Raw genomic sequence first — 25,852 nt, forward strand, 5'->3', positions numbered from 1 at the left:
GAGCGAGGCGAGTCCTCCGGCGATGCCGATGATGGCGAAGCTTGCCAGCATGACAGGCGAACGGGGCGCCTTTTTGCGGCGGCGGAATTTGACGACATTAGACATTGGATGGGATTAGGGCCTTAGCTTCGTTACGTAAATCAAACGTCACCGACGGCCATCAGCTGACTGGGGTAGGCGCAGGCGAGCGACAGCGCATCGTCAAGATCCGCCTGAAGCCAACGATCATAGTCCTCCGGGTGAAGGATGACAGGACAGGCTTTGGGATGGATCGCGCCGACCACGTGGGTGGCAGCATCGCCATCATATCCGCAGGTCAGGAAGGAGTATACCGGGACGCTTTCTGTTGGCCGCCAAATTCCAGCGAAGGCGAAAACCGGTTGGCTGGGGACGCGAAACCAGAAGGGCTTCTTCTTGCCTGTGTCGGGCATCGGCTCGACCGACCATTCCTGGAACTCAGTGACCGGCACCAGGCAGCGCCGAGTCGGATTGGCCAATGCGGATTTCCAGATCGGGCTGGTGTAGTTACGCACGTTGGTGACGGGCCGACCCTGAAACGGAAATCCCCAGCTCATCGCCGACAAAATGCGCTGGCCTTCCTGCTCCCGCACAACATGGCCGGGCTTGCTCGGAGCGACATAATCCTTTTCGACCGCGATCTGGTCGGCTGGATCAGGAAGCGCGCCGAACAGACGGGCAAGCTCTTCGGCGCTGCTCCGGGCTTTATAAAGATTGCACATGGTCGCTCCTAATTGAGCTTGGTCGGCATCACCCCCAACATATCCAGCAGCTGACTGCCTGTCCTGTCCTCGCCATCGTGCAGGATCGTGGCAAATCCGCCGATCAGCTTGCCAAAATGTTCACCCGCCAGGCGGATGTCGCGCGGCGTTCGCTTGGACATGTCGGCGGTGATCAGCATGGCGATACCCATAGCGAGCGCTTCGGCCAGCATCGGCATCGCGATGGAGGCATGGCCTTCCTTCACCTCGCGCGAACCCATGGCATAGGTAACAGCCTGAAGGGCCACCTGCGCACAGACATGGCGATATTCCCCGGGTGACAGATTGTCGGGAATGTCGAACAGTTCTTCTGGGACAGCTTTGTAGCTCATGATCCTATCCTCTGAAGCGGTTCACCGCGCGCTTCCATTCCCGCTCATCCGGCAGTGGAAAGCAATAGCGCGGTGTCTCTCTGCTTGTTTCGATGACAGCTGGACGCACCTTCCGGCCGTGCCGTTCCATACAGGCCTTGCAGTAGAAGCGTCGCCTGGCGTCCCGGAAGTCATCGCTCCAGCCTTTCCGTTGAAACTTCCACCAAAGCCCGTGAGCGTCAAAGAATTCCTCGCTGCCGCATTGGCAGGCAACCCTCACCGAATAGTGCCAGGCCGCGCCTTCGAAGATGCAAGTCGCCACCTTCAGCCCATCGCGATAGCGGGCCATGAATCACAACAGCGCGCCTTGCTCGACCGGCTGAAAATAGCGGGCAGCGGCGATGGCGTTGCGATAGTGGACGGTTTGAAGGCGCTCAGCCTCATCGAAGGGCACCGGCGTCCATTCCGACGAGGGATATACGGTGTCGTAGATCGCCTTGGCCGCACTGCGAAGTGGCGCCTGATTGGGGGTCTGCTCTGCCATCGCAGAATCACCTTTCCTACACGAGAACAAATGTGGAACATGCCTCACAGGAAAGGAGTCGGCAATGATGAATATCGATGGCGCGTTCCTGATGGGCGTGGCGGCAATTCTAACGAGCGTGGCAAACTTATGGAGAGCGGCGCGGTCTGGTGGGGCGGAGGAACCTTGGCATGGCTCATGCGCTCATCTCAGGCAAATTGGAGAAACGACGAATGAGAAATCTGATCGGAACAGCAGTTGGAGCAGCGATCGACCGGCGGGACGGTGACAGCGGCGTGAAGGGAGCAATCCTTGGCTATGCGGCGTCGGGTGCGTTGAAGACCGTGGCAAAGCTGGGGCTGCTGGCGGCCGTCGCTGCTGGAGCCTACCGCTTGGTGCGCAAGTCAGACAAACCGCTGGCTACCTACTGACGCAGTCGCTGGCCGGGTCATTGCGCAGTCATGATCGCGACCTAATATTGGATCTGCCGCCTGTTCCCCTTGGGCGGTCCTGAACCTCGGCCTCGTCGTTGAGCTTGCTCCGACGGGGCCATTTTCTTTTCGAGCGACCAAATTGTCTAGGGGGATCATACCGAAAGAAGATCGACTATCAGATTGCGGCTCCACGCTCATAACTGGCTTGGAATACAATCCCCCAATGCGTTGTTTCAGGGAACGAGTACCCACGCAATGAATGCGCGGGCAGTCGTCACCATGAGCGGTGCTCCAACTCAGCCTGTGGTAGACCCATGACTGGCATCCATATTGCCCAAAGGAATTTCACTGGGTCTCGTTGATTGCCTGCCGGAGGTTGGTTCAAACGTCGCCCCGTCCAAGCCAAGGCAGTCTGTCGCCGCGGCATAGTCAGGCCTAACCGCCACGTCATTCGCGCAGGCGGACCCGCGCGAAGGCCAGGAACAGACGCGGCTCTATGCCGATTGCCTAGAGGCGGAGTCCGGCCAGCGCCCGGTGACGGGAGAGCACGCGTCTTCCCCACTCTTTCTCGAGGAACTAGGGAGGCAAGCAAGTCAATGACATGCAGGTGCTGCGCTGGGTCATCTTCGTTACGCCGCGCTTAAATAACTTTCCTCGACCAGTCCGATGAGCGTTGAACAGGACGTCGCAATCTTGTCAGTCATGCTGGCAGTCATATGCCCGTTGCGGCGGATCCAATCCAAAACGGCGATCATCATTGTCGTCGGCTGAAGGCACGCCTGCCCCTGCGTCCTTAGCCATGCCAGCATAACGATCCCTACCAGTGCGGCGTCCAGTTCTACATGCGCCCGCACCTCCTGCCATTGATCGGCGGTCCGCGGAAAATCGACCCGCGCTTTTGTATCGAGCAGATCGACAGGCAATCCCAAGCGCAAAGCCACCTCGGCCATATGATGCCAGGTTTTGCCACCGCCCTTCAGCACGAGACCGACATCGGTATGCGGATGCAGCGCGGACCTCGAAAAGGAACGCCGCTCGATGAATTGGGACGGCAGGACGATACCATGTTGCATGGCAGCTGCCAGAAGCAGGGGAACATCGGCGGCAATGCTGCCATAGCCAACTGCTACGCGGTCCGGCCGGGCCCTAAGGTGATCGAAAAGCCCGGACACCACCGCCTCCTCGTCTCCATGGTCATGCTCCGTCCAGCTGTGGACGGCGTCGCACGAAATCTGCCCATTGTCGGTTAGGGTAAGGTCGAGGGCAGCGGCAGCGAAAATGCGTTTCGAGCCCAAGCGGTGATGTGGCTGCACTTTGGGATCGATGCGACGATAGGCCTCGTGCAGATCTTCATCCCAAGCGGATTCAGTGTCAAAGAACGTAAAGGCGGCCATAATGGACTGCTCCAGATGCGCCGAAGGCCGCACAGGGGCGGCCTTCGGCATAATAAAAAGAGTGGCAAGCGGAATGCGAAACGGCCTTGCCGCATCGTCAGCGGAAGTCGATGGCCGTCTTGCGATGGGGCAGGTGGCGTCCAGTTCCCACCAATAAAGTTGAGGCGGTGCGGTTTAGGCGAACTGGACCACGGTCTCGACCAGCGTCACAGGCTCGACGATTTCACCGCCTGTCGGCACCCACATGTTGTCAGCGAGCAAGACGTCATCCATTTGCGCCGCAGTCGCGCGGATGCGCTTGAGGGCGAGCTTCCTTCCCCGACCGATACTCTTGGGCTTGCCTGCGATACGCGCCATCGAACCACGCGCATCCACAGCAAACTGTTCGTCCCCGCGCGTGGAGACGAAGATGATGGGCGCTGCCTCATCCGCAGCAAACGGCACGCAGCGGTCAAAGACGTCCACCGTCAGCATCTGCCGGTGGACGATTGTGAACCCATCTGGCTCGACGGATGTGGCGTTGGCCCAGCTGCTGTAGACCGCGTCCTTGCGCAGGGTTTGCACGATCCGCGCCAGCTCCATGCCGGCCTCGAAGTCCATCGTCCTGCCGGCACAGAATAGGATAGCGTCATTGGCCGGCTTGAACAGCGGCCAGCCCATCTCGCGGCGGACTGCCAGCATGAAGTTCTGACGGCGCAGTTGTATCATCGTTATATTCATTTTTGCATTCCTTCTGTTGGTGACGGCCCGTGGACCGGAGCCTTTTTTCCGCTCTCCCCGGAGGCTCATTTCTTCTCTCTTCGATGGTGGATGGCGCGCCGCTATGCGGCGCGCCAAAGGCGATCAGCGATGGCGCTGCCGCCATGTGATGGCGCGTGCGCGTGGCGATGGTCCCCACGGCGTCACCGCCCGGCCCAACCAAAGGCGTTCGGCCTCCACCTGGTCTGGCTGTAGTTCGATCCACCAGACCTTTGCCTGTGCGTCCCAGCCATAGCCGCGGGCTTTGAGCTCGAAGCGCTTCTCGAACGGCGCGCCAGTCGCTTCGACCCGGACTGTCTCCCGCTCCGCGTTGGCAAGCAGCCGGCCCATCACCGTGCCGCCATCCGACAGCCGGTGCGCAAGCAGGTGGATGAGCGCGATCACGTCAGCCATCGCCCGATGCGCTTCGCTGAAAAACCCAATCTGCATGAGCAGATGCCCGAGCGATCGGCCGTCGAGCCCCGCATCAACCAGCCAGTCGAAATCGCGCGCGCTGCAGGCCCAGGCGATCTCGGCCGTGGCCGGCAGCAGGTGACGCAGGAACGCCGCGTCGAACTGGCAGTTGTGGGCAACGCACACGTCCACGTCGGACAGCACCCCCTGGACCTTGTCCAAGTCGAACGTCAGCCCCGCGACATGGGCATCGGTGAGCCCCGTCAGTCGGCTGATGCGCTCCGGGATCGGCATGCCGGGATCGCGCAGCGCCTGTGCCTCCCGCTCGATACCGACGATCTCGCCGCGCCCGTCGACCAGCAACACCACATAGGCAAGGTCGATGATCTCGTCATGCAGCGGATCGGTGCCGGTGGTCTCGGTGTCGATGACGGCGACCCGCCGGATTTCACCGTGTGGCGCGTCGCCGACCGGGATGTCGGCAAGGTCGCCGACCTTGCGCAGGATGCGGATGTCCCAGTCGCCGGTGTCTTGGCGGGAAGGTTGGCTGCCGGTGCTTTCGCCTGCTGGATTGTAGATGGTCATAGTCGATACTCCTGTTGGACCGACCGGGACGAGAAGAAGGCTTTTCCTCTCTATCACCCCGATCGCAAGAGCCCTTCAGGGTCCGGCCGTTTCCAATGCGACTGCATGCCAATGCATTCCGGCGTGCACGTAAGCAGTTCCTTAACGCGGTAGTGCCAAGTCACGGCCATGACCGATGATGATATGGACCGGCTGGACGACGCGCGCACATGGCTGGGGCCGACCCTTCTGGGCGCCTTCTATCTCGTGGAGGAGATGGCCCGGCTGCCAGACTGCGCGATCTTCCCGGCCGGGCAGTGGTAGCTACCTCAAGCGCCTGCCGACGATACGGAGCAGCTCGAGTGCTTCTGCACGCAGTTCCGGGCTGTGATGTTCAAGCACGGCATGCTCTCTATCCTCGCCTTTCTGAACCTCGCCGGCTCGCAGTATGCCAACGCGTTCGGCCGCCACGCGGAAATCGAGCGGCTGATCGACATCTGGCGGCCGCTGAACGACTAGGGCCGCTCTCCGCGTTCTGCGGATCGCGGCCTTCAACAGCACAAGACAGTCACTGAGCCGGTGGCGCGGAGTTTCGCGCCATCGGTCCCCTGGCGCGCGAGGACGAACCATGACCCATGAAGACCGCGAAATGCTCGAGACCGGATATCACCATATCGGCCCTGTCCTCCGCAGTGCGCTGCCGCTCTTGAAAGACATGCCCAGGGTTCCAGTCTGTGCAGCATGCCCCGCCGCCCAATGGTATAAGTTCGGTGACAACCTGCTGGAATGTCACTGCACCGAATTCCGATCGGTCATGTATGAGCGAGGCAGCAAAGTCGTCATCGACTGTGATGCGCGGCGGTATCTGATCTCCGGCAAGCCGCCGCATCCGGATCCCGACGTGACGCGCCCCGCGGTCCTCGATGCGCCTGCAGCACAGCGCAAGGTCGCCGAGCAATCGCTCTGCGAAAGCTGTCCCGCTTCACGCTGGTATCGCTTCGCTGACGAGACCCTCGGCAGCTACTGCACACAATATCGTGGCAGGATGTTCGGCGCGGGGCGCGACGAGGTGAAAGCCTGCGACGCGCGCGAGGATGAGATCGCGCGGATAGGCAGCGATGACTAATCAGATGCTATCATCGTTCTGTATCGCGTCCCAATCGCGTGGGGTCGAAGCGTGGCCCCTGCGCCGGCTGCCTGCGGATATTTTCAGGCGCGCTCCCCGTGCCGTCAAACGACCTGCCGGGCCGAGCCAGCCCGCGGTCGTCGCGCTGTTGCGCCACGTCCCAGTCCCGCATTGCGCGTTCACGGACCGTGCGCACTGCAGCCCAGTCCGATGGGGGCGGAACGGCCTCGACCGCAACCTCTCGTCGTTCATCATCCTGGCACTTCCTCGTCGATACAGTTTGCGCCAGCGCAAGGGATGCAGACGATACCAAGACCTCACGGCCAAGCGATGCAATCCGTTCCGCCTCGACGCGTTGCCGGGCACGTTCGCGCTGCCGGGCAGCATCCTGCTCGCGATCCCGGCGGATCCGCTCGCCCAAGGCGTCGATACACGACTGCCGATCCATGGCTCGGATGAGCGCCGACTGTGCCTCAGTCATGCGCGAGAGATCGAGCATGACCTTCCCGTCGCGAGTGGCATACGGCGGACGCTCGGCCTCAAGCAACAAGCGCCGGGCTTCCTGCCGATCGTCTACCACACGCATTTCCTGATATCCGGCAAGGGTGGCCCGGACATTGGCGAGCGACGTAGCGATCGACGTGTGATGAGCGCGGCGGGATGCGTCATGCATGCCCTTGCCGCGCATCTTTGCAGCTATAGTCCGGATGGCTGCAGCCGTGGCAGAGCGCACCGGAAGGCGCACGCACGACGCAGGCTCAGCCATGCGCGCTGGGATAGCCCGAGCAGCCTTCGCAATGCGATCGATAGCGACCGTAACCTGGACCAATGTGTGCCAACGCGATCCATCAAGCGACACCTTGGCCCGCTCCGCAATGCGGCGCACCAACACGTGAATCGCAACGACACCGCGTCTATCGCTGGCGGTCCGCTCGCGCTGTGCAAGCAAATGCTCAAGTCGTGCAGCGGCATCCCGCTGTCCCTGGATACGGCCCTTGATGGTGCGAACCCAGGTCAAGGTCGCTATACGTCTAGTTTCCACAAGATCGTGATGCTGGCGACGGGCAGCCATCGCGCGCCCGATGGCGAGAATCGATGCGGCCTTTTCCCGTTGTTCGGCATTGACTGCCCTCACAGGGCTGTCCGTCATCCCCGCGACAATCTTACGCGACCGCGCCGCGACAGCCGTTGCAGCAGATATGGACGTCATCCCGATACGTCCGTCGAGGCCACGGCCGACCGCCTTGATGTGATCGCGGATCTGTCCGACATGCCGCGACACTTCAACGATGCGGCGCCGCTGGTCGATCACCTTCAGGCTGGCCCCGGTGAAATCCATGAGCCGCTCGGTCAGGCGAGCGACATGGGCGGTGTCGTCCGCAACCCGCGCCGCCTCGTTGCGTTCAACGATCCGGGCGTTTTGCTCGATCACGGCGACTGCCTCGCCGCGATCATGCGCAGCCATGCGCTCAGGACCAACGTGCGCCTGGCGCTCGGCATTCAGCCCACGCTCCTGATAGCTCTGATGCGTGAACCTCATTTCCAGCTCAGCCTTGCGGCAAGCCCGATTCATATGCGCTGCCGCCTCAGCGCGGAGACGCTTCAGGCCAGCCTCATCGGTAAGGCCGTTCACTTTCTCCTGTGCGATCGCCCACTGATGATCGCCGATGCGTTCGCACGGGCGCGTCGAGAAGCAGACATGGGCGTGATAATTGCGCTCGTCACCGCTTTCGTCCGGCCTGTGGACGGCCGCGACCCAAGGCAGCCCCAGGCGCCCGATGTTACGCTCGCAGAAGTCCCTCACGAGATCATGCCGCTGGGCAGGCGTCAGTTGATGCGGGAGGTTCCAGACGATGCGATACTGGACCTTTGCATTGGCGCGGTAGCCTTCTTCCACAGCCTCCAGGGCGCGCCAGCAGGCAGCAATTTCCTCGACGGTTTTGCCCATGTTGGTGAGCGACACGGCATTCTGATCGACGCCATCAGTTTCCAGCGCCGCTTCGCGCAGGATGTAGATGACATGGTCTGCCGATATTCCAGGTCGCCATTTCTTCGATTTCAGCCCCATGTATCGCACGCGGAGATAAAGCGCGACGCGGCCACGCCCATCAACCAGTGGCGCCTTATATTTGCGAATGGCGCGCGGCTGCACCTGAGCCTTGCGGGCTGCACGGCCAGGCGTGCCCGACCTTCTCTTAGCATCCGTCCTCTGGGGCGCAGCTTCGCGCGCACGCGGCATGCGAATGTGGAGCGCCTTGCCCCAGGCGCTGGACATCGACCGCTCGACCTCCTGTTCAGCGCCGGCATGATCGATGGCGCCCCGTCTTGCACGCAACTTGCGCAATACCTCGCACCTCCGCCGCGCCCCTTCAATCGTGCGGTCAGTGGCCAGCATCCGCCGTGCGGTGCGATCGCCCGCCATGAAGATGCGGCAGATCGCAGCGTCCGCTTGCGCCCAGATTTCTGTTTCCGTCTTCAGCAGCACGCCATGCTGTCCTTTGCGCCGCATGCATGGGGGGTGGGATCATCGAGCAAAAGCGAGGTTGACCGGGGTCAACGTTTCTTTCGCATTCCCACCCCCCACTGCCTTCCTTCCTGTCTGGAACTGGTTTGGCGTGTTCGCTTCAAATGGTCTGCGGGCCATACTCGTCCTTGCGCGGTCGCGGCGGCCGTCGGCGCCCTACCGGGCAGACGATCTGGAGTAATCCCCGCAGCCACATCCAGCCAGATCGCGATGATGACCATGTTCGACACCGAGCATGGAGAATGAGAATGGATTTCAACTCAGAAGAGCTTCGCCGTCGCCGCGCCTTCGAAGGTGCTCGCGACGCCAAGGCAAAGGCCGACGCAAGGGCAGCGCAGGCCAGGCAGAAGGTCCGGGCCGCCAAGGCCCGCCTAAACGCGACCACGCGCAGCGAGCAGTGGCACCGGATGAGCCTTGGCTGGCTCGACCGCGAGGCTGGGTACACGGGTGAGATGGCATCGGCGCGCGTCTATCTGCGCACCCTCCCGATCCGTGAATATGTCGAGTTGCTGTCGCCCTATGCCGACAAAATGCCGGACTCCACCACCAACATCCAGATGGAGGCGACGGCGGTACGCGATAATCTCGACGTCTGGACGAAGAAGGGTGATGCGCTCCTCCTCGAACGCGCGAAGGCCGACTATGCCGTCGAATGCGCCAGCTTCGACGAATGGGAGCGCGACAATCCGGACAAGGGCGGCTGGCGCGGACAGAAATCGACCCGGGCGCAGTGGCTCCTCATGCTGCGCACCGCCGACGCGCTGGCTGTCGCCCCGCCTAAGAGCGCCAATCGCGGTGAAGCGCATGACTGGCTGCGGGCGCACGGCGGCAACCTCCGTCTCGCTGCCGCCAACAGGGGCACTACCGACGACATGCCGCCCGCTCTGGATCACCCTGACGATACTGGTGCTCCTGCTCCCAGCATTGACGCCGCTCAGGACGGGGGAGAGATATCGTGAGCGGGGTGCTCGACACGCCGCGCACGGTGACGATCGGCGGCCGCACGGAGACGTTCCGCAATTACGCGCACCTCGCCGAGCGGGCGGACATCTTCATCGAGGCAATTCAGAGGATGGAGGCGGGGATGAGTGCCGGTGGGTCGAGCGACGACTGGGCAAGGCTCGCTGACGCTGCCGAGGCGGTGGAGCAGATTTGCAACATCCAGACCGAGTGGCTCGCCGAACATGATGCGCAGATCGCGGCGGCCATCGAGCAGGTCCGCCGCGACATTCGTGATCTCCCCCTCTCATCCAACACCGTCGAGACCGGAGAACAATAGTGGGCTTTATCGGCGACATCGAGACTGCATTGCACATGGCCGGGATCGCTCATACGAGCGGCCCCGGTTCGCCGCTCCGGCGCGGCTGGGATTATTGGATCCCTGACAAGCCTGAGATGCGCCGGCTCCAGGCGACGGATGGCCGCGGTATCGCGCGCACGCCGCATCCCCATATCCTGCACAACGAACGGCTGCCTGATGGAGCCAGCCCCATTCTCGATGTCGATATGGACGGCATGGCCCTGCACGGCGGTATCTGGCGGCAATGCCTGATCCGGCCGGGCGATGCCAATGCCAACAATCGTGTTGATCCGTTTGCGGTCAGCGCCATCACCGCCTTCTGCAGCCGCGCAGACCGGTTGGTTGCTCTCATCGGTCACCAGCCGCGTGATCTCGCGCTTTATCTCGTGGACGTCAAAAAGCGCGACAAGAAACTCTTCAGGTTGCTGCTCGCCAAGGATTTCCAGGGTGCGCTGGCGCATAATTATGGCGTGCTGAACGACCCATGGCCGGCCTCGGTCCAACGCCTGTGGCAAGGACGGGAGCGGGATTATCTTCCGCCGTTCCTTGTCGCGGCGCTTTATGCCGAACTACCCCGCGCTGCGATGAATCAGGCCGGCCTGATCGAGATGTCGGTGGATGGCGAGACATTGACCATCAAGCGTATGGCCGACCGCCTACCTATGGCCGGCTCCGAATTGGAGCCAATGGCCATTCAACGCCTGATCGACCATCTTCCGTTTCAGTCCTTCGCATTGGATGTGCCGGATGAGTTACGCGCAGAAGGCAGTCTTTCAGCGGCTTGCGATTGGATTCAGACTGAGGCTGCCCATGCTGCGCTGGTGCACGGCGTCCACAACGCCATCGACATGCGACCCAGTTCGCCAGCGGAAGCCAAACACCTGCAGACATTGTTCATGCGGCATCCGACGTCTGCCAAGATGCATCGAAAGGGTCATGGCGAAGCGTTTCCACGATACGATGCCGTCTCCTTCTGGGGACTGACATGGCGCAAGAACGCGGCGGTCCGCTTGTTGGAGATCGCGACGACGGCGCGACAGTGGAACCGCATGCGCCGGTCCCACGGTCCTGATCTTGGCGCCATGCCACGTCATCTTCTCGCCAAGGCGATTGCGGTCATCAGCTATGGCTGGGTCGCAGAACAGGATCGGCGCGTGGCATTGTCAGTGCTTGGGGAGATGCTCTCGAAGGAAGTAAAGGCTGAACTCGGCTTTGAAAAGTGGCACCCGTTCGCGGCTGGCCCGATGGCCATTGATGACCATCTGGGCGCACGGTCTGGAGAAGACATGCTCGGCGAAGCTGAAGCATTGCTCCCCGCGCTCCCGCAGCCTTTTGAATATGGCTACACCGCGCGAAGCCAGGCAGAACTATGGCTGAATAACCATGGCGATGACATTGAGCAGTATGACCGGCTTCAAACCATGGCTCTTGAGCAGCATGCGCTTGCGACCGCCAGGCTATCCCAAACTTCTATTGGACAAGCTGCGCGCGTGCCGGACAATGTCGTCACGCTGATCGGACGGGAATATGGTATCGCGCCAAAGTCCGAACACGGGCAACCGGGCCACAACCAGCCGCCGATCCCGCCGATGACGGATGATCCCGATGCCGCCAGGGCGGCGCAGCTTATAGGCCAGCAGATTTCTGCGCTATCGACCGAACCGATACATGCGAAGCATATCCGCGATCGGCAGAAGCGCATCAGGAAGGACCGCAAAAGCGAGTAACCCCCGCAGCCTCCATATGGTGATCCTGCGATGCCCGGCTGATGAGCCGGGACAAGCCCTCTTCCAGGCGTAACGCAAAACACCGTTCCAGGGTGGACCACACCCAGGAGCCGTTGGGGCTTGTCAGCGCCCGGTTCGATGATTCATGGTCGACCCTTGAGGATGAGGCAACCCTGATCGACCGTTTGTTCGGAGCAGACATTGCCTCTCTTTTTGGAGATTCTGATCATGGCCGGTGATGGGTTAGAGGGAAAACGCGTCGTCATCTACGCACGCGTGTCAACATCTCGCCAAGAGAAGAACGATCTTTCGTTGCCGGACCAGATTGGAACAAACGAGCGCTGGATCGAAGACAATGGCGCGATCCAGACCCGGACCTACTCCGAATTCGGCAGCGCGATGGACGACAGTCGTCCTAAATTCCAGGAAATGATCGCATGGGCTGAGAGTGAGGAGCATCCAGTCGATATCGTCCTCGTGCATTCACTCTCGCGCCTGTTCCGCAACGCCCTCCACTTCATGCAATATCGTGATCGGCTGCGCTGCCGGAAGGTCAGGATCGTCTCCGTCACTCAGAATTTCGGCGATGATCCCGCGTCCGACATGGCTATCGGCATGCTGGCTATTTCTGACGAATACCATTCCGCTGAGAACGCCAAGCATGTGAAGCGGACGATGATCGCAAATGCAGCGGCAGGCTTTTGGAACGGGCAGACGCCCCCACTAGGTTTCCGCACCTACGCAGTGCCCCAGCCGCGCGGCAAGGATCGCACGAAGCTCGAACACGATCCCGAAACCGTTAATCTCGTCCGCTATATGTTCAAGACCTATCTGGAGGGCACGGCTGACGGTCCCGTAGGTGTTACAACGCTTGCCGCACACCTCAACCAACGCGGCGAACGCATCGGCGGCAAGAAGTTCAGCCACTCCAGGGTCCACGATATCCTCACTAACACCGCTTACATCGGCTACGTTCTCTATAACCGGCGCTGCTCACGAACCGGCGAGTTGAGGCCCGAAACAGAGTGGATCCCCATCCCGGTGCCGCCCGTCGTCAGCGAAGAGACATTCTACGCTGTCCGCAAGCAGATGGCAGATCGCGATCCGAAAATGGGAGTCGATGCGGAGAAGACAAATACCAGCCTCCTCACCAAACGCGCTGTCTGTGGCTGTGGAGGAGATGGTTGCGGATCAACGATGGGAGCCCGCACCGGTAAATCCGGCAACCACAGCTATTATGCCTGCTTGGGCAGGGCGAATAAGGGATCGACGAAATGCCCAGGCAGATGGGTTCCGAGAATGGAGCTCGATACGATCGTCACTGAAGCCGTGGCCGACCATCTCACGCAGCCCGAACGGCTGAACGCACTTCTCCAGACCTGGCTTGATCGCTCTGCCAGTGCAGTGACAGAGCGTAAGGCGGAGTTGAAACGCTTACGCGCGCGCGTCACAGCATTGGATGGCGAAAGCGCGCTGGTGATCAAGCTCGTGCGCAACAAGACCTTCAGTCCAGACGATCCTCACATTGCCAGTGAGATCGCCAACATCCGAGCTCAGCGAATCAGCGCTCAAGCCGATATTGATGTTATTGAACGCCAGCTCGAGGCTGGGGATCGCCGCATCACACCGGAGATCATCGCCAACTTCGGCGATCTCCTTCGGCGGAAGCTGCGGGGTCCAGACCCGCAGGCGCGTCGCGAATATGTCCAGCTTCTGGTTGAACGCGTCGAAGTGGGAAACCGGGCGATCCGTATCACCGGTAAAAATACCGCCCTAGAAAGGGCAGTCATCGCATCTCAAAACTCGGGCGCTGCGGTGCCCAAAGCTGACCGGAAATGGTGCACCCGACGGGATTCGAACCCATGGCCCTCAGATTAGGAATCTGATGCTCTATCCTGCTGAGCTACGGGTGCCCGCGGACGGCTCTATTCTGCGCGAGCCGCGTGGTCAATTCTTCGCTTCGGGCGGGACGACCGGAAATGGCAAAGCCGCCACGTCCACCCCCTCGGCGATCAGGGCGCGGGCTTCTTCGGGGGCTACTTCGCCATGGATGCTGGTGCTGTCCTGCTCGCCATAATGCATCGCGCGCGCCTGTTCGGCAAAGCCGCGCCCGACCCATTTCGATCCCTCCAGCACCTTGGCCTGCGCCTGCGCCAGATTGACCATCAATTCCCGCATGCGCGCTTCATCGCCGGTGACAGCGACTGCGGTAGGTTGATCCTGCGGCTCACGGGCGACGGGGGTGCGGCTGTTACCCTTGCGCGGGACGGCGGGTGCCATCAGCGCCTTTGCCACCTGGGTATCACCACATAGTGGGCAGACAAGCAGGCCACGCGCCACCTGATCCTCATAATCGGCGCTGGATCCGAACCAAGCTTCGAACACATGGCCTTGGGCGCTGCACTTCAAATCGAAAACTATCACGACACTATCACGTCCTGAGCTATGGTCCGCCGGTTGGCGAGCGCGGGTACTTTCGCGCGGACATCCTCTATGCGGCCAAAATCGATTTCGGCAAGGACCATGCCCGATTCCGTCCCCATGTCCAGCAACACGTCGCCCCATGGATCGACGATCAGGCTATGGCCATAGGTTTCGCGCCCATCGGCGTGGCGACCGGTCTGCGCGGCGGCGATGACGAAGCATCCGGCCTCGATCGCGCGCGCGCGCAACAATATGTGCCAGTGGGCCTGCCCCGTCGGTACGGTGAAGGCGGCAGGCATCAACAGCACCGACGCTCCCGCGTTGGTCAGTGCGCGGTAAAGGTCGGGAAAGCGCATGTCGTAACAGACGGTCATCCCCATGCGCGCCCAGGGCGTGTCGACCGCCACCACCCTGTCGCCGGGGCCATAGACAGCGGATTCCCGCCAGCGTTCGCCCGTATCCAGATCGACATCGAACAGGTGGATCTTGTCATATCGCGCACGGACCTGTCCTGCGGCGTCGATCATGAAGCTGCGATTGGTCCACCGCCCGTCGGCCCGTTCATCCTTGAGCGGCAGCGATCCTATATGCACCCACAGGCCATGTTTCGCCGCCGCCTCTCGCACCCGCGCCAGCACGAGGTCATCCGCTTCGGACTTCAGGGTCCCCGCCGCGCGCTGCCGGTCACGGTCCAGATAGCCTGCCATTTCGGGCGTGAAGACCATATCCGCACCCTCTCCCGCTGCCCGTGCGATCATGTCCGTCATCGCATCGGCATTGGCGGCGGGATCGATCCCGCTCGTCATCTGGAAGATCGCGGCGCGCATCGGGTTCACATGCCCAGCAGAGGGTCTAGCTGACCCCGCCGGTCCAGCGCCGCCATGTCGTCGCTACCGCCGATATGCCGTCCATCGATGAAAATCTGGGGCACCGTGGTCCCGCCATTGGCGCGTTCCAGCATCTCCGTGCGCTTTGGCCCGCCCATCGTGATGTCATATTCTTCAAAGCCGACGCCCTTGCCCTGGAGCAGCGCCTTGGCCCGCGCGCAATAGCCGCACCACGCCTTGGTATAGATTTCGACTTTCGCCATAGGTTTCAAAACTCCTTGCCGGCTGAAATTGTGGCTGGGCGCAGCTTTGTCAATCGGTCGCCTCTTCCCGGCCTGGCAAGGCGCGCGTCCAGCATAGAAGGTGAACGCTGGACGCTCCGCCGCGTTTCAAAGCGCGGGAGCAGGCGGCAGCCGTCGCACCGCTGGTATGCACGTCGTCGACCAATATGACGCTCCGCCCCTTGAACCTGTGCCCTTGCGCCAGCCCGAAAGCGCCGCGCACCATCTTTGCCCGCTGCCGGGGGTCAGCCCCGCGCAATGGCTGCGTCGCACGGATGCGCAGCAGGCCATGCTTGTCGACATCCAGCCCCATCAACCGGCCAAGATGGTCGGCGATCAGCGCCGACTGGTTGAACCCCCGCCACCATAATCGCCAGCGATGCAGCGGCACCGGCACGATCAGCGGAGGCGGATCGCTGACGCGGACATGCCGCGCCATGTGCCGCGCGATCAGCCGGGACAGGCCGATGCGCCGCCCATATTTCAGCCGCAGCGCCACTTTGCGCGCCACGTCATCATAGGCCAGCACCGCGCGAGCACTATCGAAAGGCGGCGGATCGGCGAGGCATGAACCACAAGTGCCGCCGTCGCCCATGTCATGGTCGAACGGCAGGCCGCAGCGTACGCAGCACGGCTCGCCCAGAAACCGCATTGCGCTCCAGCAATTGAGGCAAAAGGCATCGTCGGCATCCACGATCACCCCACAGCCCGGACAGCGCGGCGGCAGGGCATAGTCGATGACGGGACGCGATACGCGCTTGAGAAAGGTCGGGAATGGCATGATCTCCCTTGTTCCCGCTCGGTCGGCGATGCACAAGGCTTGCCATGACCCAACCCGACATATTCGACCGCGCTTTAAGGGCGAGACGCCGGGACCGGATGATGGACGGGTTTACCGATCATGACTTCCTCTATCGCGCGATGCTGGATGAGCTGCTGGATCGGCTGGCCGACGTAAAGCGCGACCTTCCCGAAGTGCTGCTGATCGGCTGTCCCGATGGCAGCGGCCGGGCAGCACTGGAAGCGATGGGCAAGCGCGTCACCTGTGCCGACCCCGGCTTTACCGCCGCCCGCAATCAGGGCGGCGTGCAGGTGGACGAAGACGCCCTGCCCTTTGCCGACGACAGTTTCGATCTGGTGATCGCCTGCGGAACGCTGGACAGCGTCAACGACCTTCCCGGCGCGCTGATCCTGATGCGCCGCATCCTGCGTCCTGACGGGTTGATGCTGGCGGCCTTCACCGGCGCGGGCACCCTGCCCCGCCTGCGCGCCGCGCTGATGGCGGGCGAAGGCGACCGCCCCGCCCAGCACATCCACCCGCAGGTCGATGTCCGCGCCGCCGGGGACCTTTTGGGCCGCGCGGGTTACGCCATGCCGGTCGCGGACGGCGAGACGCTCACCGTGCGCTATGGCGATATGTTACGCCTGATGCACGACCTGCGCGGAATGGGTGCGGGCAATGTGCTGACATCGCAGCCACCCGCCCTGCGGCGCGACGCGCTCATCGGCGCGGCTGAGCATTTCGCCGCCGCCGCCGACAGCGACGGGCGCACCGCCGAACAGATGGCGATAATATATCTGAGCGGGTGGAAACCCCACCCAAGCCAAGCCCAACCCGCCCGTCGTGGCAGTGCAACAGTATCGCTGGCGGAGGCGCTCAAGCCGAAAGGGTGACGTTGAAGAAAGGAACAGACGGTCGCATGTCGGAAGATAAGTTCCAGATCATAACAGGGCAAAGGCCCAAGTCGGTACGCATCATCTTTAGAGGCTTCTGGGATGACGGGACCATGCAGAGCTATCTAGCCGCTCTGCGGCAGCACACCGCCACGTCCGCAGACGCCGTGCCATTCGACAAGGTTCTGCTGGATATGCGGGAATGCACTGTTCAGTGTCAGTCCGTGATGGAGGGTTTTGCGAAGATCGTCTCAAAGCGCACCCCTCACATCATCGAATATGGCATTCTGTTGCCGCAATCCCCGCTCCTGAAGCTGCAGGCGAAAAGGTTGATGCAGCAGACATCATCCCAGTTTTTCGAAGAAGAAGAACGCGCCTTCCAATGGCTGGAATCGTAAAGGGCGGGACAGTCCCGCAGATGCTAGCAATCTGAGCCGAACCGATACAGGCTTCAGGCCGCCAGTCGCAGGAACGGCACCGGCTGGGTGGAACGCAATATAATGGGTTTGCCCTCCGACGCCTGGAACAATTCGCCGTCCAGGATGACGCTGCTATGGTCGCCCTCGATACGGATGATGTCGCCCTGTTCCAGATGAATGCCCTGCATCTTCGCCTTGCCCACGCGACGGGTGACGCTGGCCCAGCCCAGCCGCAGCAGGGAGGAAAGATTCTGGTCGACGGCCATGAGCTTCATGTTGCCGCGCCGACTATCGCCCGGCTGCACCCCCAGTAGCAGCCGTTCCAGCGTGGTGACGATCAGCACGGCGAACCGGCCCGCAAGCTGGCCGTCGCGGATCAGCGAAATGCGTACCGGGCGGCTCGACTGGGGCAGAAACCGCGCCCTGATGCCAAAGATCAGCGTGGCCAGCACCGCCAGCACCGTCAGGAAATGACTAAGGCCGTTGGACAGGCCCAGCGGATAGATGCGGTTGCGGCAATAAAGCATGTAATCGGCCAGGCCCGCGCCGCCCAGGAACATGCCCAGCACGGGCCGCGTGTCCGCGCCTCCGTCAGACAAGGCGATCAATTCCCGCGCGACGACATGATCATCCACGCCCGCCTTGGCGATCTGGACGATGCGTTCCAGCGCCTTGATGGGATCGCCGTGGATGCCCAGGTCAAGCGCGATCAGGTTGGTCTTGCCATTGGGAAGCACCGCGATAGGCGGGACGCGACCCTTGAAATGTTCACCCTGATATAGCTCCGTCAATGCCGCCTGAACGGTGCCGTCGCCGCCATTGATGACGATAACCACCGGATCGACGCGGGCGATGGTCTGCAACGCCCTGCCGATCTGGTCGACATGCTCCACTTCATAGTGGAAAATGTCAGGATTGCTGGCGCAGTAACTGCGCACGCGCGGCAGGCTCTGCCGGTTGCCCGTGGATTTGGGATTGGACAGGAGCGCGACGCGGACCATCTATTATCACATATATTGGAGGTTGATGGTGATGCGCGTCACACCCGGCCCGACCCGGACGGCGGCCTTTTCGACCGACGGCTTTCCCAGGTTGAAGATGCTGATCGACGGATTGTTGGAAAACCCGCCGCCATCGCGCGAAATGTCCGTCTTGCCGTTGCCGTTGCGATCATGACGCACAGCGATGCCATATCGTCCCGCTTCCGGCACGGGCATGCAGAAACGCATGGCCCCGTTGCTAGGCTGGACGACGGTATCGATCCGATTGAGCCAGGCACCCTTGGCAAGCCAGGCATTTTTCGTGGCAGGGTAGGTTTGGACGCGCACCTTGCCCGTCGGCGCAGCGAAGCCACGCACATCGACCAGCACGGCTGGCCCCTTGGCCGACACGCCGCAAAGATCAAGGTCGTTATTGATTTTCTGCCCATGGGCCATTGCGGGGGTGATGGCGAGCAATGCCACCGGTAACAGACCCACCGAAACTTTGAACATGACCATCCGACTCCGTGAAGCTATAGCCGCCCGATGACATCGGACGGCGAGCCCCTGTTCGCCCCGCAAACTTGTTTCCGTGGTTTCAGCTATGGGCGGGGTTTGCGGCCAAATCATGGTGATGGGACGACCACATAGAGAATGCTGACCGCCACTGATCGATATCTAGGCCGCCTGATCGCCCTGCCGATGCTCGGCACGCTGGTGATCTCCGCGATGCTGCTCGTGCTAGACAAGATGCTCAGCCTGTTCGACTTCGTGGCGGCCGAAGGCGGCCCGGTGAGCGTCGTGTGGCGCATGCTGGCCAACATGATGCCGGAATATCTGTCACTGGGCATCCCGATCGGCCTGATGCTGGGCATCTTGCTGGCCTTCCGCAAACTGGCCCTGTCATCGGAACTGGACGTGATGCGGGGGGTGGGCCTGTCCTATGGCCGCCTGCTGCGCGTGCCTTATATGTATGCGATCGCGCTGGCGCTGCTCAATTTCGGCATCGTCGGGTTCGTCCAGCCGCTGTCTCGTCATGCCTATGAAGCGTTGCGTTTCGAACTGCGATCGGGCGCGCTGGGCGCGTCGATCAAGGTTGGCGAATTCACCAGCCTGGGCAAGCGGATGACCCTGCGGATCGAACGCAGCCTGGATGGCGGGCGCAACCTCCAGGGCATTTTCGTGCGGGCCGTGGGCAAGGATGGGCAGACCGTGGCCGTGACCGCAGCGCAGGGCAGCTTCCTGGCCACCGACGATCCCGACACCATCATCTTCCGCCTGCGCGACGGGGTGTTGGTGAACGACGCGCCCAAATATCATTCGCCGCGCATATTGTCCTTTTCCAGCCATGATCTGCCCATCGACCTGCCTCAGATCGAACGCTTCCGCGGTCGCAATGTCGACCGGGAAAAAACCATCATCGAACTGGCGAAGCTGGGCCACGACCCGACCGTCAAGCCTAAGCTGCGCAACGAAATCCGCGCAAACTTCCATTTCCGCATGGTCGAAGTGGCGATGATGATGTTGCTGCCGCTCGCCGCGCTGGCCTTTGCCATTCCACCGAAAAGGTCGACGTCCGCGCTGGGCGTGTTCCTGTCGATCGTCTTCATCGTGACCTATCACAAGATCAACGAATATGGACAAGGCGTGGGCGCGCTGGGCCGGATCGATCCGATCATCGCGCTGTGGGTGCCGTTCCTGCTGACCGCATGCCTGATCCTGTGGATGTATCACGTCGTCGCGCATCGTCCGGGCGGTCAGCCGATCGGCGCGCTGGAATATGCCTTTGCCCAATTCGGCAAGCAGATCGGCAAGGTCCTGCGCCTTGGGCGGCGGCGGCGTAAGCCTGATCTTGCGGCGGAAGGGATTACCTAAAGTCCATGCAGTTCGACTTCTTCCCCTCCCGCCAGCTCAGCTGGTATATGGCGCGCCTGTTCTTCACCCGCACCTTCGCGGTGCTGGCGCTGCTCGTCGTCGTGCTCCAGACGCTGGATCTACTGGGCGAATCCAACGACGTCCTCGCCTATGCGGGCAATGGGGACGCGCAGCTCTGGCATTATGTCAGCCTGCGCGCTCCGCAGATCATCGCGCGCTTCCTGCCCTTTTCGGTCCTGCTCGGCACGCTCATCATGCTCGCCACGCTCAACCAGAACAGCGAAATCATATCGATGAAGGCAGCCGGGCTTTCGGCGCATCAGATTCTAGCGCCGCTGGTCACATCGGCGCTGGTTGTCGCGCTGATCAGCTTCGCCTTCAACGAACGGATCGTGGCACGATCGACCGCGCGGCTCAGCGCATGGCAGGCGGTGGATTACGGCCCGCTACCGCGCGACAGCGGGATCAAGACCGGACCATGGGTGCGCGACGGCAATAATCTGGTGACAGCCGCCATCGTCGCCGGGCGCGGCACGGCGGTGCAGTTGCGCAAGGTGGAAATCTTCAACCGGGTGAACAACGGCCTGGTCACCATCGTCCAGGCCCCCAAGGGCCGCTATGACGCCGCGACCAAAAGCTGGGTGCTGGAGGATGCGCGCCAGTTCGACGTGGCGCGCGGCACGGAACGACAGGTCGGCACGGTCCGCTTTGGGCGGGACATCCGGCCCGACCAATTCACCCTGGCCAGGGTCGATCCTGATGCCATGACCTTTGGCGAACTGCGCGCCGCCATTACCGATCTGCGGGATGCAGGCCGCCCCACGGCGGAACTGGAAGGAAGCCTCTGGCACAAGGTGTCGGGGCCGCTGTCCGCGCTGCTGATGCCCATATTGGGGTCGGTCGCGGCGTTCGGGCTCGCCCGGTCCGGCCAGCTATTCTTGCGCGCCGTCATCGGCATGGCGCTGGGCTTCGCCTATTTCGTGGCCGACAATTTCTCGCTCGCCATGGGCAATCTGGGCGCTTACCCGCCCTTCCTGGCGGCATGGGCGCCCTTTTTCCTGTTCCTGCTGGTCGGCGAAACCGTCCTGTTCCGCACGGAAGAGTGAGGCTTCGGAGGCCTCCCATCCACAGCCTGACCCAAAGCAACGAGCGTTAAATCAAGAACATTTCTCCCGTTCGGCCTCAGCCTGTCGAAGGGCCTTACTTCTTCATGCCTCACACGCCAGAAGGAAAGATAAGCGCGTCGACAGGCTCAGCACGAACGAGAATGTTGCCTATTAACCAAGCTCCGCTCTACCGCTTCACCATCGTGCTCCGGGCGATCTTGCCCACCAGCGGCCACATTCCGGCATAGTTGCCGCCCCGATAGGGCGACTGTTCGTCCAGCGTCGCCATCAACCGGGCATGCGCCTTGCCCAGCGCATGATAGGGAACGCTGGGCAGCAAATGGTGCAACGCATGATAACGCAGGCCGACCGGTGCCCAGATGGCGGCGAGCGGCGATGGCGGCGGCACGTTCACCGAATCCAGATATTGCGCCGTCACCGTCATGGCGTCACCGTCATTTTCCCAAAGATGCGCGACCAGGGTGCGCAACTGGTTGATGACGGTCATGCTGGAATGCACGGCCATGTAGATCAGCAGCGGCTTCCACCCCAGGAACAGGGGGCTGGCGACCAGCATCAGCGCGAACAGGCACGCGCCTGCCTCCTGCCAGAACCATTGCCGCCTGAACTCACCTTCCGGCGCGCGGCGGCGATAGGCGGGGTTGATCGACAGGGCCGAATATTGTTCCCGGACCATCCGACGCAGCGGCGGCACAATGATGCCGAGCGGCGTCAGCACGGCGTAGCGCAGGATCAGCCCCACGGGCGCAAGCGACGCGACGATGATGAACAGCGGCAGCGACCATGGCTTCATCAGCGCCAAGGGCAGATATTCCGGGTCATCCGCCGTGCCGTATCGGGTGCGCGCATGATGCTGGGTATGCACCCCTTCATACATGAAGGACGGGATCATCAGCGGGATGCCCACCATCAGGTTCCAGGCCAGCCGAAAACCGGGCAAGGCACCCTTGCGGATATGGGTCAGTTCGTGAATGAAGCTCGCCGCGCGATACAGTGCCAGCATGGCAACCAGGCCGCTTGCCAGCGCCAGAACGGTGCTGTCGGCCAATATGGCGGTCGCCAATCCCGCATAGCCGACCAACGCCGACGCCAGCATGTCGGGCCAGTAAATGGCCGGATCTGCCTTGGAATATTCGCGCGTCAACTCAGCGGCGGCGCGCAGCATCGTCGCATCGTCGGGAATGGCTTTGCGATTGCCCGACGCGCTCGCAATGATGGGATCATGCACAGTCATGCCGCGCTCCTATAATCCAATTGCGCTGAGATCGTGGCAGTAAAATGACGCTTTCGCCTTTGTGACAGCCCGATTGACAATCGCGAGCCAAGCGGCGAACTGCTCCCATCTCTTAGCGAAAGCTCCACCGTGGCCCATTCCGAACTGGTGATTACCCCCGTCGCTTCCAAGGAAGATCGCAAGGCCTTTGTCGATCTGCCCTGGCATATCTACGCGGATGATCCCCATTGGGTGCCGCCGTTGAAAAACGAAGTGCGGGCGCTGATCACGCCGGGCAAGAACCCGTTTTTCAGCCATGCAGAGGCGCAATATTTCCTCGCTCGCCGCAATGGGCAGGTGGTAGGCCGGGTGTCTGCCCATATCGACCATATCGCGCTGAGCCAACCTGCCGAACAGGGCATGGGTCCGGGCACTGGCAATTTCGGCCTGTTCGAAGCGGAGGACGCGGAAACGGGCGCGGCTTTGATCGAAGCTGCCGAAAACTGGCTACGGTCCAAGGGCATGTCCCGCGTGCTCGGCCCCATATCATTGTCGATCTGGGAAGAGCCGGGCTTGCTCATCGACGGTTTCGACCACCCGCCCACGGTTATGATGGGCCATGCCAAGCCCAGCTACCAGCCAATGATCGAAGGCGCGGGCTATCGACCGGTCAAGCAGCTGAAAACCTATGATCTGGGCATCACCACCCCCTTCCCCCCTCTAATCCAGCGGATCATTGCTTCGGGTGAAAAAAGCGATCGCATCCGCATTCGCAAAGTGGACAAGAGCAGGTTCGATACAGAGGCCGCGATCATCCTTGGCATCCTGAATGACGCATGGGGCCGCAACTGGGGCTTTGTGCCGATCACGGACGAAGAAGTCGCTCATTTCGGCAAGCAGTTGAAGCCCATCGTTTTCGAAGACCTCATAATGATTGCCGAACTGGACGACGAACCTGTCGCCTTCATGATGACCCTGCCCGACCTTAATGAAGCGACCGCGCCGCTTAACGGATCGCTATTTCCCTTTGGCTGGGCAAAGCTGCTCTGGTGGCTGCGCAAGCCCAAGGTGCGCACGATGCGCGTGCCGTTGATGGGCGTCGTCCAGCGACTTCAGTCGTCCCGCCTCGCCAGCCAGCTCGCTTTCATGATGATCGAACGAATTCGGCTCGCCGCGATTTCCCGCTATGGCGCGACCCGCAGCGAGATCGGTTGGGTGCTGGACGACAATCAGGGCATGAACGCCATAGCCGACGCCATCGGCAGCAAGGTGAACAAGGTCTATCAGATCTACGAAAAGGACCTCTGACGCCGCCAGCCGCGCGCGATCAGACAGTGTTTTGACGCGGCACCGCGACATCGATTGCGCCCGCCGCCACCTGCGCCATGGCGGGCGTGGCCGCCAGCACCTCGCCATCGATTGAGATACGCTGGCGGGGACGCGTTTCGATGCGAAAGGATTTTCCGCGAAATTCCTCCGTATGGGCATCCCGATCCCGCAGCTTGAAGAATTTCGCATACCAGTCCCACGCCAAACGCGCATGGCTTCTGCCCACCACCGCCTGGACCACCAGATCGCCGCTGTCGACATCGGCGTGATCCGACAGTTCGACCCCACCATGATAGGCGCCGTTGAGGATTCTCACCTCCGTCGACCACATGCGTTTTTCCTGCACGCCATCGTCTATGGTCAGCCGGAACGCGCGAAACCCGACAGAACATTTGACCGCCCAGACCAGATAACCCACCCGCCCCAGATAGCGTTTGAGCTTGGCCGGCACCGTCCGTCCGATCATAGGCGACAGGCCCAGCGATGCGGCATTCACGAAATAATCCCGGTCAATCATGCCCAGGTCGATCCGCCGCCGCCGCCCCGACGCGATCACCTCTATCGCGCCGTCAATATCCAGTGGAATGCCCAACGTGCGGGCGAAACTGTTCGCCGTTCCCAGCGGCAAGACCCCAAACACGCACCCCTTCCCCACCAGTTCATCGACCGTCCCCGACAGCGACCCGTCTCCCCCGCCCACAATCACCATCGGCGCGCCTGACTGCACGGCCTGACGTACGCTGGCCTGCAACTTGTCGGGATCGGTCACGGCCTCCGCCATCATCAACCTGACCCCCGCGTTCTCCAGCTTTTGCTTTGCTTCCTCGAACAGCGCCTCGCCCCTGCGGCTATGGACATTGACGATAAGGGCGGCCTCACGCGGCAGGGAGTTTGTTTCCATGCCTCAACAACACGCCAACCGCCGGTCGGCTCCCGCGCGAAACAATATCGCGCGCGCACTCGTTGAAAGATCATGGCTCGCATCGCTCATCTATCCGACATCCATTTCGGCGCGCATGACCCCAAAATTGTGTCCGCGACCGAAGCCTGGCTCCAGCAGGCCCAACCGGACCTGGTGATCATCAGCGGCGACCTGACCCAACGGGCGCGCGTGCAACAGTTTCGCGACGCGTCCGCCTGGCTCAACCGGCTGCGCGCGGCGGGCATGCGATTGCTGGTCATTCCCGGCAATCATGACGTGCCGCTCTATGATGTCATTCGCCGCTTCGGCGCGCCACTGCGGCGCTACAAACGCTATATCAGCAATGACCTCTGCCCCTGGTATGAAGATGATGAAGTGGCGATCCTCGGCCTCAACACCGCCCGATCGCTGACGATCAAGGATGGCCGCATCAACCATGACCAGATGCAGCTTCTGCGCGAATGCTTCGCTCCGGTTGCGCCCGAAAAAACACGCATTCTCGTGACTCATCATCCGCTCTTCGCCATGCCGATCGGCAGGGGGAATGAGTTGAGCGAAGCAGTGGGTCGGCATGAAGACGCCGTGGCCACCGCTTGTCAGGCAGGCATCCACATCGCCCTGGCGGGTCATTTTCACCGTACCTATGCGCAGGCCGCGCAAAAAATGGTCGCGGACGCAGGCGGCGCGCTGGTCATTCAGGCGGGCACGGCAACCTCAATCCGTCTGCGCAATGCCGAACCGCAAAGTTTCAACTGGCTGCACGTCCATCATAATGACAGGATTGAGCTGCAAGTCGTGGCCTGGGACGGCGCGAGCTTTCAGCGCGGCGACCATGTCGCCTACAGCCGGGACGGAGCAGCATGGGAAGCGAACGAGATCGCCGCCGACCCTGCCGCGCGCAAGCGTATCCCGCTGGCGAAAATGGCGCAGGCATGAGGCGGCAATAG

At 61.9% G+C, this 25,852-nt stretch carries 31 protein-coding genes, 1 tRNA gene and 1 pseudogene; 15 read left to right on the top strand and 18 right to left on the bottom strand.

Translation table 11 applies throughout. The features are described 5' to 3' along the window. Positions 1–140: 140 nt before the first annotated feature. From FHS54_RS00005 to FHS54_RS00020, 4 genes are read right to left on the bottom strand one after another with little or no spacing between them, the layout of a single operon-like run. Positions 141–740, bottom strand: a complete 600-nt coding sequence (locus tag FHS54_RS00005; RefSeq protein ID WP_167301754.1) for an SOS response-associated peptidase — start codon at positions 738–740, stop codon at positions 141–143. Between the two features lie 8 nt (positions 741–748). Beyond that, on the bottom strand, positions 749–1,111 hold the full coding sequence (locus tag FHS54_RS00010; protein WP_243855532.1) for a hypothetical protein: 363 nt from the start codon (positions 1,109–1,111) through the stop codon (positions 749–751). Positions 1,112–1,115: 4 nt separating this feature from the next. Beyond that, positions 1,116–1,439 (bottom strand): hypothetical protein, encoded by a 324-nt coding sequence (locus FHS54_RS00015; protein WP_167301755.1) that lies wholly within the window; start codon positions 1,437–1,439, stop codon positions 1,116–1,118. Between the two features lie 3 nt (positions 1,440–1,442). Next, positions 1,443–1,634, bottom strand: a complete 192-nt coding sequence (locus FHS54_RS00020; protein ID WP_007683897.1) for a hypothetical protein — start codon at positions 1,632–1,634, stop codon at positions 1,443–1,445. A 212-nt stretch (positions 1,635–1,846) separates the two neighbouring features. Between FHS54_RS00020 and FHS54_RS00025 the strand changes: the two genes are divergently transcribed. Next, the gene (locus tag FHS54_RS00025) at positions 1,847–2,044 is read left to right on the top strand and encodes a hypothetical protein (protein ID WP_167301756.1); all 198 of its coding nucleotides are present in this window, start codon (positions 1,847–1,849) and stop codon (positions 2,042–2,044) included. Positions 2,045–2,676: 632 nt separating this feature from the next. Here FHS54_RS00025 and FHS54_RS00030 read toward each other — a convergent pair. From FHS54_RS00030 to FHS54_RS00040, 3 genes are all read right to left on the bottom strand, one after another. Next, complete coding sequence (locus FHS54_RS00030; protein WP_167301757.1) at positions 2,677–3,441, bottom strand: 3'-5' exonuclease family protein; 765 nt, start codon at positions 3,439–3,441, stop codon at positions 2,677–2,679. Between the two features lie 174 nt (positions 3,442–3,615). After that, complete coding sequence (locus tag FHS54_RS00035; RefSeq protein WP_243855534.1) at positions 3,616–4,161, bottom strand: hypothetical protein; 546 nt, start codon at positions 4,159–4,161, stop codon at positions 3,616–3,618. Positions 4,162–4,284: 123 nt separating this feature from the next. Beyond that, positions 4,285–5,178, bottom strand: a complete 894-nt coding sequence (locus FHS54_RS00040; RefSeq protein ID WP_167301758.1) for a 3'-5' exonuclease — start codon at positions 5,176–5,178, stop codon at positions 4,285–4,287. 168 nt (positions 5,179–5,346) lie between these two features. Here FHS54_RS00040 and FHS54_RS16490 point away from each other — a divergent pair, with 168 nt between their 5' ends. The 3 genes from FHS54_RS16490 (at position 5,347) to FHS54_RS00045 (ending at position 6,283) form a co-directional block, all read left to right on the top strand. Continuing rightward, the gene (locus FHS54_RS16490; RefSeq protein ID WP_279589077.1) at positions 5,347–5,481 is read left to right on the top strand and encodes a hypothetical protein; all 135 of its coding nucleotides are present in this window, start codon (positions 5,347–5,349) and stop codon (positions 5,479–5,481) included. Between the two features lie 63 nt (positions 5,482–5,544). Then, complete coding sequence (locus FHS54_RS16495; protein WP_279589078.1) at positions 5,545–5,676, top strand: hypothetical protein; 132 nt, start codon at positions 5,545–5,547, stop codon at positions 5,674–5,676. Positions 5,677–5,785: 109 nt separating this feature from the next. Beyond that, complete coding sequence (locus FHS54_RS00045) at positions 5,786–6,283, top strand: hypothetical protein (protein ID WP_167301759.1); 498 nt, start codon at positions 5,786–5,788, stop codon at positions 6,281–6,283. Between the two features lie 10 nt (positions 6,284–6,293). Here the strand turns inward: FHS54_RS00045 and FHS54_RS00050 are convergent, their stop codons facing one another. Next, positions 6,294–8,768, bottom strand: a complete 2,475-nt coding sequence (locus FHS54_RS00050) for a MobA/MobL family protein (protein WP_167301760.1) — start codon at positions 8,766–8,768, stop codon at positions 6,294–6,296. Between the two features lie 287 nt (positions 8,769–9,055). On the opposite strand from FHS54_RS00050, the gene FHS54_RS00055 reads away from it, so the two are divergent. The 4 genes and pseudogenes from FHS54_RS00055 to FHS54_RS16615 all read left to right on the top strand — a co-directional run. Then, complete coding sequence (locus tag FHS54_RS00055) at positions 9,056–9,766, top strand: BAR domain-containing protein (RefSeq protein WP_167301761.1); 711 nt, start codon at positions 9,056–9,058, stop codon at positions 9,764–9,766. Beyond that, on the top strand, positions 9,763–10,086 hold the full coding sequence (locus FHS54_RS00060) for a hypothetical protein (protein WP_167301762.1): 324 nt from the start codon (positions 9,763–9,765) through the stop codon (positions 10,084–10,086). The genes FHS54_RS00055 and FHS54_RS00060 overlap by 4 nt, the downstream gene beginning before the upstream one ends. Next, the gene (locus FHS54_RS00065; protein WP_167301763.1) at positions 10,086–11,834 is read left to right on the top strand and encodes a hypothetical protein; all 1,749 of its coding nucleotides are present in this window, start codon (positions 10,086–10,088) and stop codon (positions 11,832–11,834) included. The genes FHS54_RS00060 and FHS54_RS00065 overlap by 1 nt, the downstream gene beginning before the upstream one ends. 228 nt (positions 11,835–12,062) lie before the next feature. Continuing rightward, positions 12,063–12,473, top strand: a pseudogene (locus FHS54_RS16615) (recombinase family protein); the annotation flags it as partial. Between the two features lie 84 nt (positions 12,474–12,557). Here the strand turns inward: FHS54_RS16615 and FHS54_RS00075 are convergent. Beyond that, entirely contained in the window at positions 12,558–12,761 is a 204-nt protein-coding gene (locus FHS54_RS00075; RefSeq protein ID WP_167301764.1) for a hypothetical protein, read from the bottom strand. On the opposite strand from FHS54_RS00075, the gene FHS54_RS16620 reads away from it, so the two are divergent. Continuing rightward, positions 12,666–13,712, top strand: coding sequence for a recombinase family protein (locus FHS54_RS16620; RefSeq protein WP_425057294.1), 1,047 nt, complete (start codon positions 12,666–12,668; stop codon positions 13,710–13,712). The two genes, FHS54_RS00075 and FHS54_RS16620, sit on opposite strands and share 96 nt — an antisense overlap. Here FHS54_RS16620 and FHS54_RS00085 read toward each other — a convergent pair. The 5 genes from FHS54_RS00085 to FHS54_RS00105 form a co-directional block, all read right to left on the bottom strand. Next, positions 13,671–13,747, bottom strand: a tRNA-Arg gene (locus tag FHS54_RS00085). The two genes, FHS54_RS16620 and FHS54_RS00085, sit on opposite strands and share 42 nt — an antisense overlap. 34 nt (positions 13,748–13,781) lie before the next feature. Next, complete coding sequence (locus FHS54_RS00090; RefSeq protein ID WP_167301765.1) at positions 13,782–14,258, bottom strand: DUF1178 family protein; 477 nt, start codon at positions 14,256–14,258, stop codon at positions 13,782–13,784. Beyond that, positions 14,255–15,085, bottom strand: a complete 831-nt coding sequence (locus tag FHS54_RS00095; RefSeq protein ID WP_167301766.1) for a carbon-nitrogen hydrolase family protein — start codon at positions 15,083–15,085, stop codon at positions 14,255–14,257. Before FHS54_RS00095 ends, FHS54_RS00090 begins: the two co-directional genes overlap by 4 nt. A 5-nt stretch (positions 15,086–15,090) precedes the next feature. After that, complete coding sequence (gene grxC / locus FHS54_RS00100; RefSeq protein WP_167301767.1) at positions 15,091–15,348, bottom strand: glutaredoxin 3; 258 nt, start codon at positions 15,346–15,348, stop codon at positions 15,091–15,093. A 49-nt stretch (positions 15,349–15,397) separates the two neighbouring features. Continuing rightward, on the bottom strand, positions 15,398–16,147 hold the full coding sequence (locus FHS54_RS00105; protein ID WP_208404695.1) for a ComF family protein: 750 nt from the start codon (positions 16,145–16,147) through the stop codon (positions 15,398–15,400). Positions 16,148–16,191: 44 nt separating this feature from the next. On the opposite strand from FHS54_RS00105, the gene FHS54_RS00110 reads away from it, so the two are divergent. Continuing rightward, positions 16,192–17,040, top strand: a complete 849-nt coding sequence (locus FHS54_RS00110; RefSeq protein ID WP_167301768.1) for a methyltransferase domain-containing protein — start codon at positions 16,192–16,194, stop codon at positions 17,038–17,040. 26 nt (positions 17,041–17,066) lie between these two features. Then, complete coding sequence (locus FHS54_RS00115) at positions 17,067–17,438, top strand: hypothetical protein (RefSeq protein WP_167301769.1); 372 nt, start codon at positions 17,067–17,069, stop codon at positions 17,436–17,438. Positions 17,439–17,491: 53 nt separating this feature from the next. On the opposite strand, the gene FHS54_RS00120 is transcribed toward FHS54_RS00115, so the two are convergent. Next, the gene (locus FHS54_RS00120; protein WP_167301770.1) at positions 17,492–18,460 is read right to left on the bottom strand and encodes a diacylglycerol/lipid kinase family protein; all 969 of its coding nucleotides are present in this window, start codon (positions 18,458–18,460) and stop codon (positions 17,492–17,494) included. Between the two features lie 6 nt (positions 18,461–18,466). Beyond that, positions 18,467–18,958, bottom strand: coding sequence for a DUF2141 domain-containing protein (locus FHS54_RS00125; protein WP_167301771.1), 492 nt, complete (start codon positions 18,956–18,958; stop codon positions 18,467–18,469). Between the two features lie 135 nt (positions 18,959–19,093). On the opposite strand from FHS54_RS00125, the gene lptF reads away from it, so the two are divergent. After that, complete coding sequence (gene lptF, locus FHS54_RS00130) at positions 19,094–20,314, top strand: LPS export ABC transporter permease LptF (RefSeq protein ID WP_167301772.1); 1,221 nt, start codon at positions 19,094–19,096, stop codon at positions 20,312–20,314. A 5-nt stretch (positions 20,315–20,319) separates the two neighbouring features. Then, the gene (gene lptG, locus FHS54_RS00135; protein WP_167301773.1) at positions 20,320–21,420 is read left to right on the top strand and encodes an LPS export ABC transporter permease LptG; all 1,101 of its coding nucleotides are present in this window, start codon (positions 20,320–20,322) and stop codon (positions 21,418–21,420) included. Between the two features lie 187 nt (positions 21,421–21,607). Here the strand turns inward: lptG and FHS54_RS00140 are convergent, their stop codons facing one another. Further along, the gene (locus FHS54_RS00140; RefSeq protein WP_167301774.1) at positions 21,608–22,675 is read right to left on the bottom strand and encodes a fatty acid desaturase family protein; all 1,068 of its coding nucleotides are present in this window, start codon (positions 22,673–22,675) and stop codon (positions 21,608–21,610) included. A gap of 129 nt (positions 22,676–22,804) precedes the next feature. Between FHS54_RS00140 and FHS54_RS00145 the strand changes: the two genes are divergently transcribed. Continuing rightward, the gene (locus FHS54_RS00145) at positions 22,805–23,962 is read left to right on the top strand and encodes a GNAT family protein (RefSeq protein WP_167301775.1); all 1,158 of its coding nucleotides are present in this window, start codon (positions 22,805–22,807) and stop codon (positions 23,960–23,962) included. A gap of 19 nt (positions 23,963–23,981) precedes the next feature. Here FHS54_RS00145 and FHS54_RS00150 read toward each other — a convergent pair whose 3' ends face one another. Beyond that, positions 23,982–24,884, bottom strand: a complete 903-nt coding sequence (locus FHS54_RS00150) for a diacylglycerol/lipid kinase family protein (protein ID WP_167301776.1) — start codon at positions 24,882–24,884, stop codon at positions 23,982–23,984. Between the two features lie 72 nt (positions 24,885–24,956). Between FHS54_RS00150 and FHS54_RS00155 the strand changes: the two genes are divergently transcribed. Beyond that, complete coding sequence (locus FHS54_RS00155) at positions 24,957–25,841, top strand: metallophosphoesterase family protein (RefSeq protein WP_167301777.1); 885 nt, start codon at positions 24,957–24,959, stop codon at positions 25,839–25,841. The last annotated feature ends 11 nt before the right edge of the window (positions 25,842–25,852 follow it).

The organism is Sphingobium vermicomposti (assembly GCF_011762025.1).
Classification (GTDB): domain Bacteria; phylum Pseudomonadota; class Alphaproteobacteria; order Sphingomonadales; family Sphingomonadaceae; genus Sphingobium; species Sphingobium vermicomposti.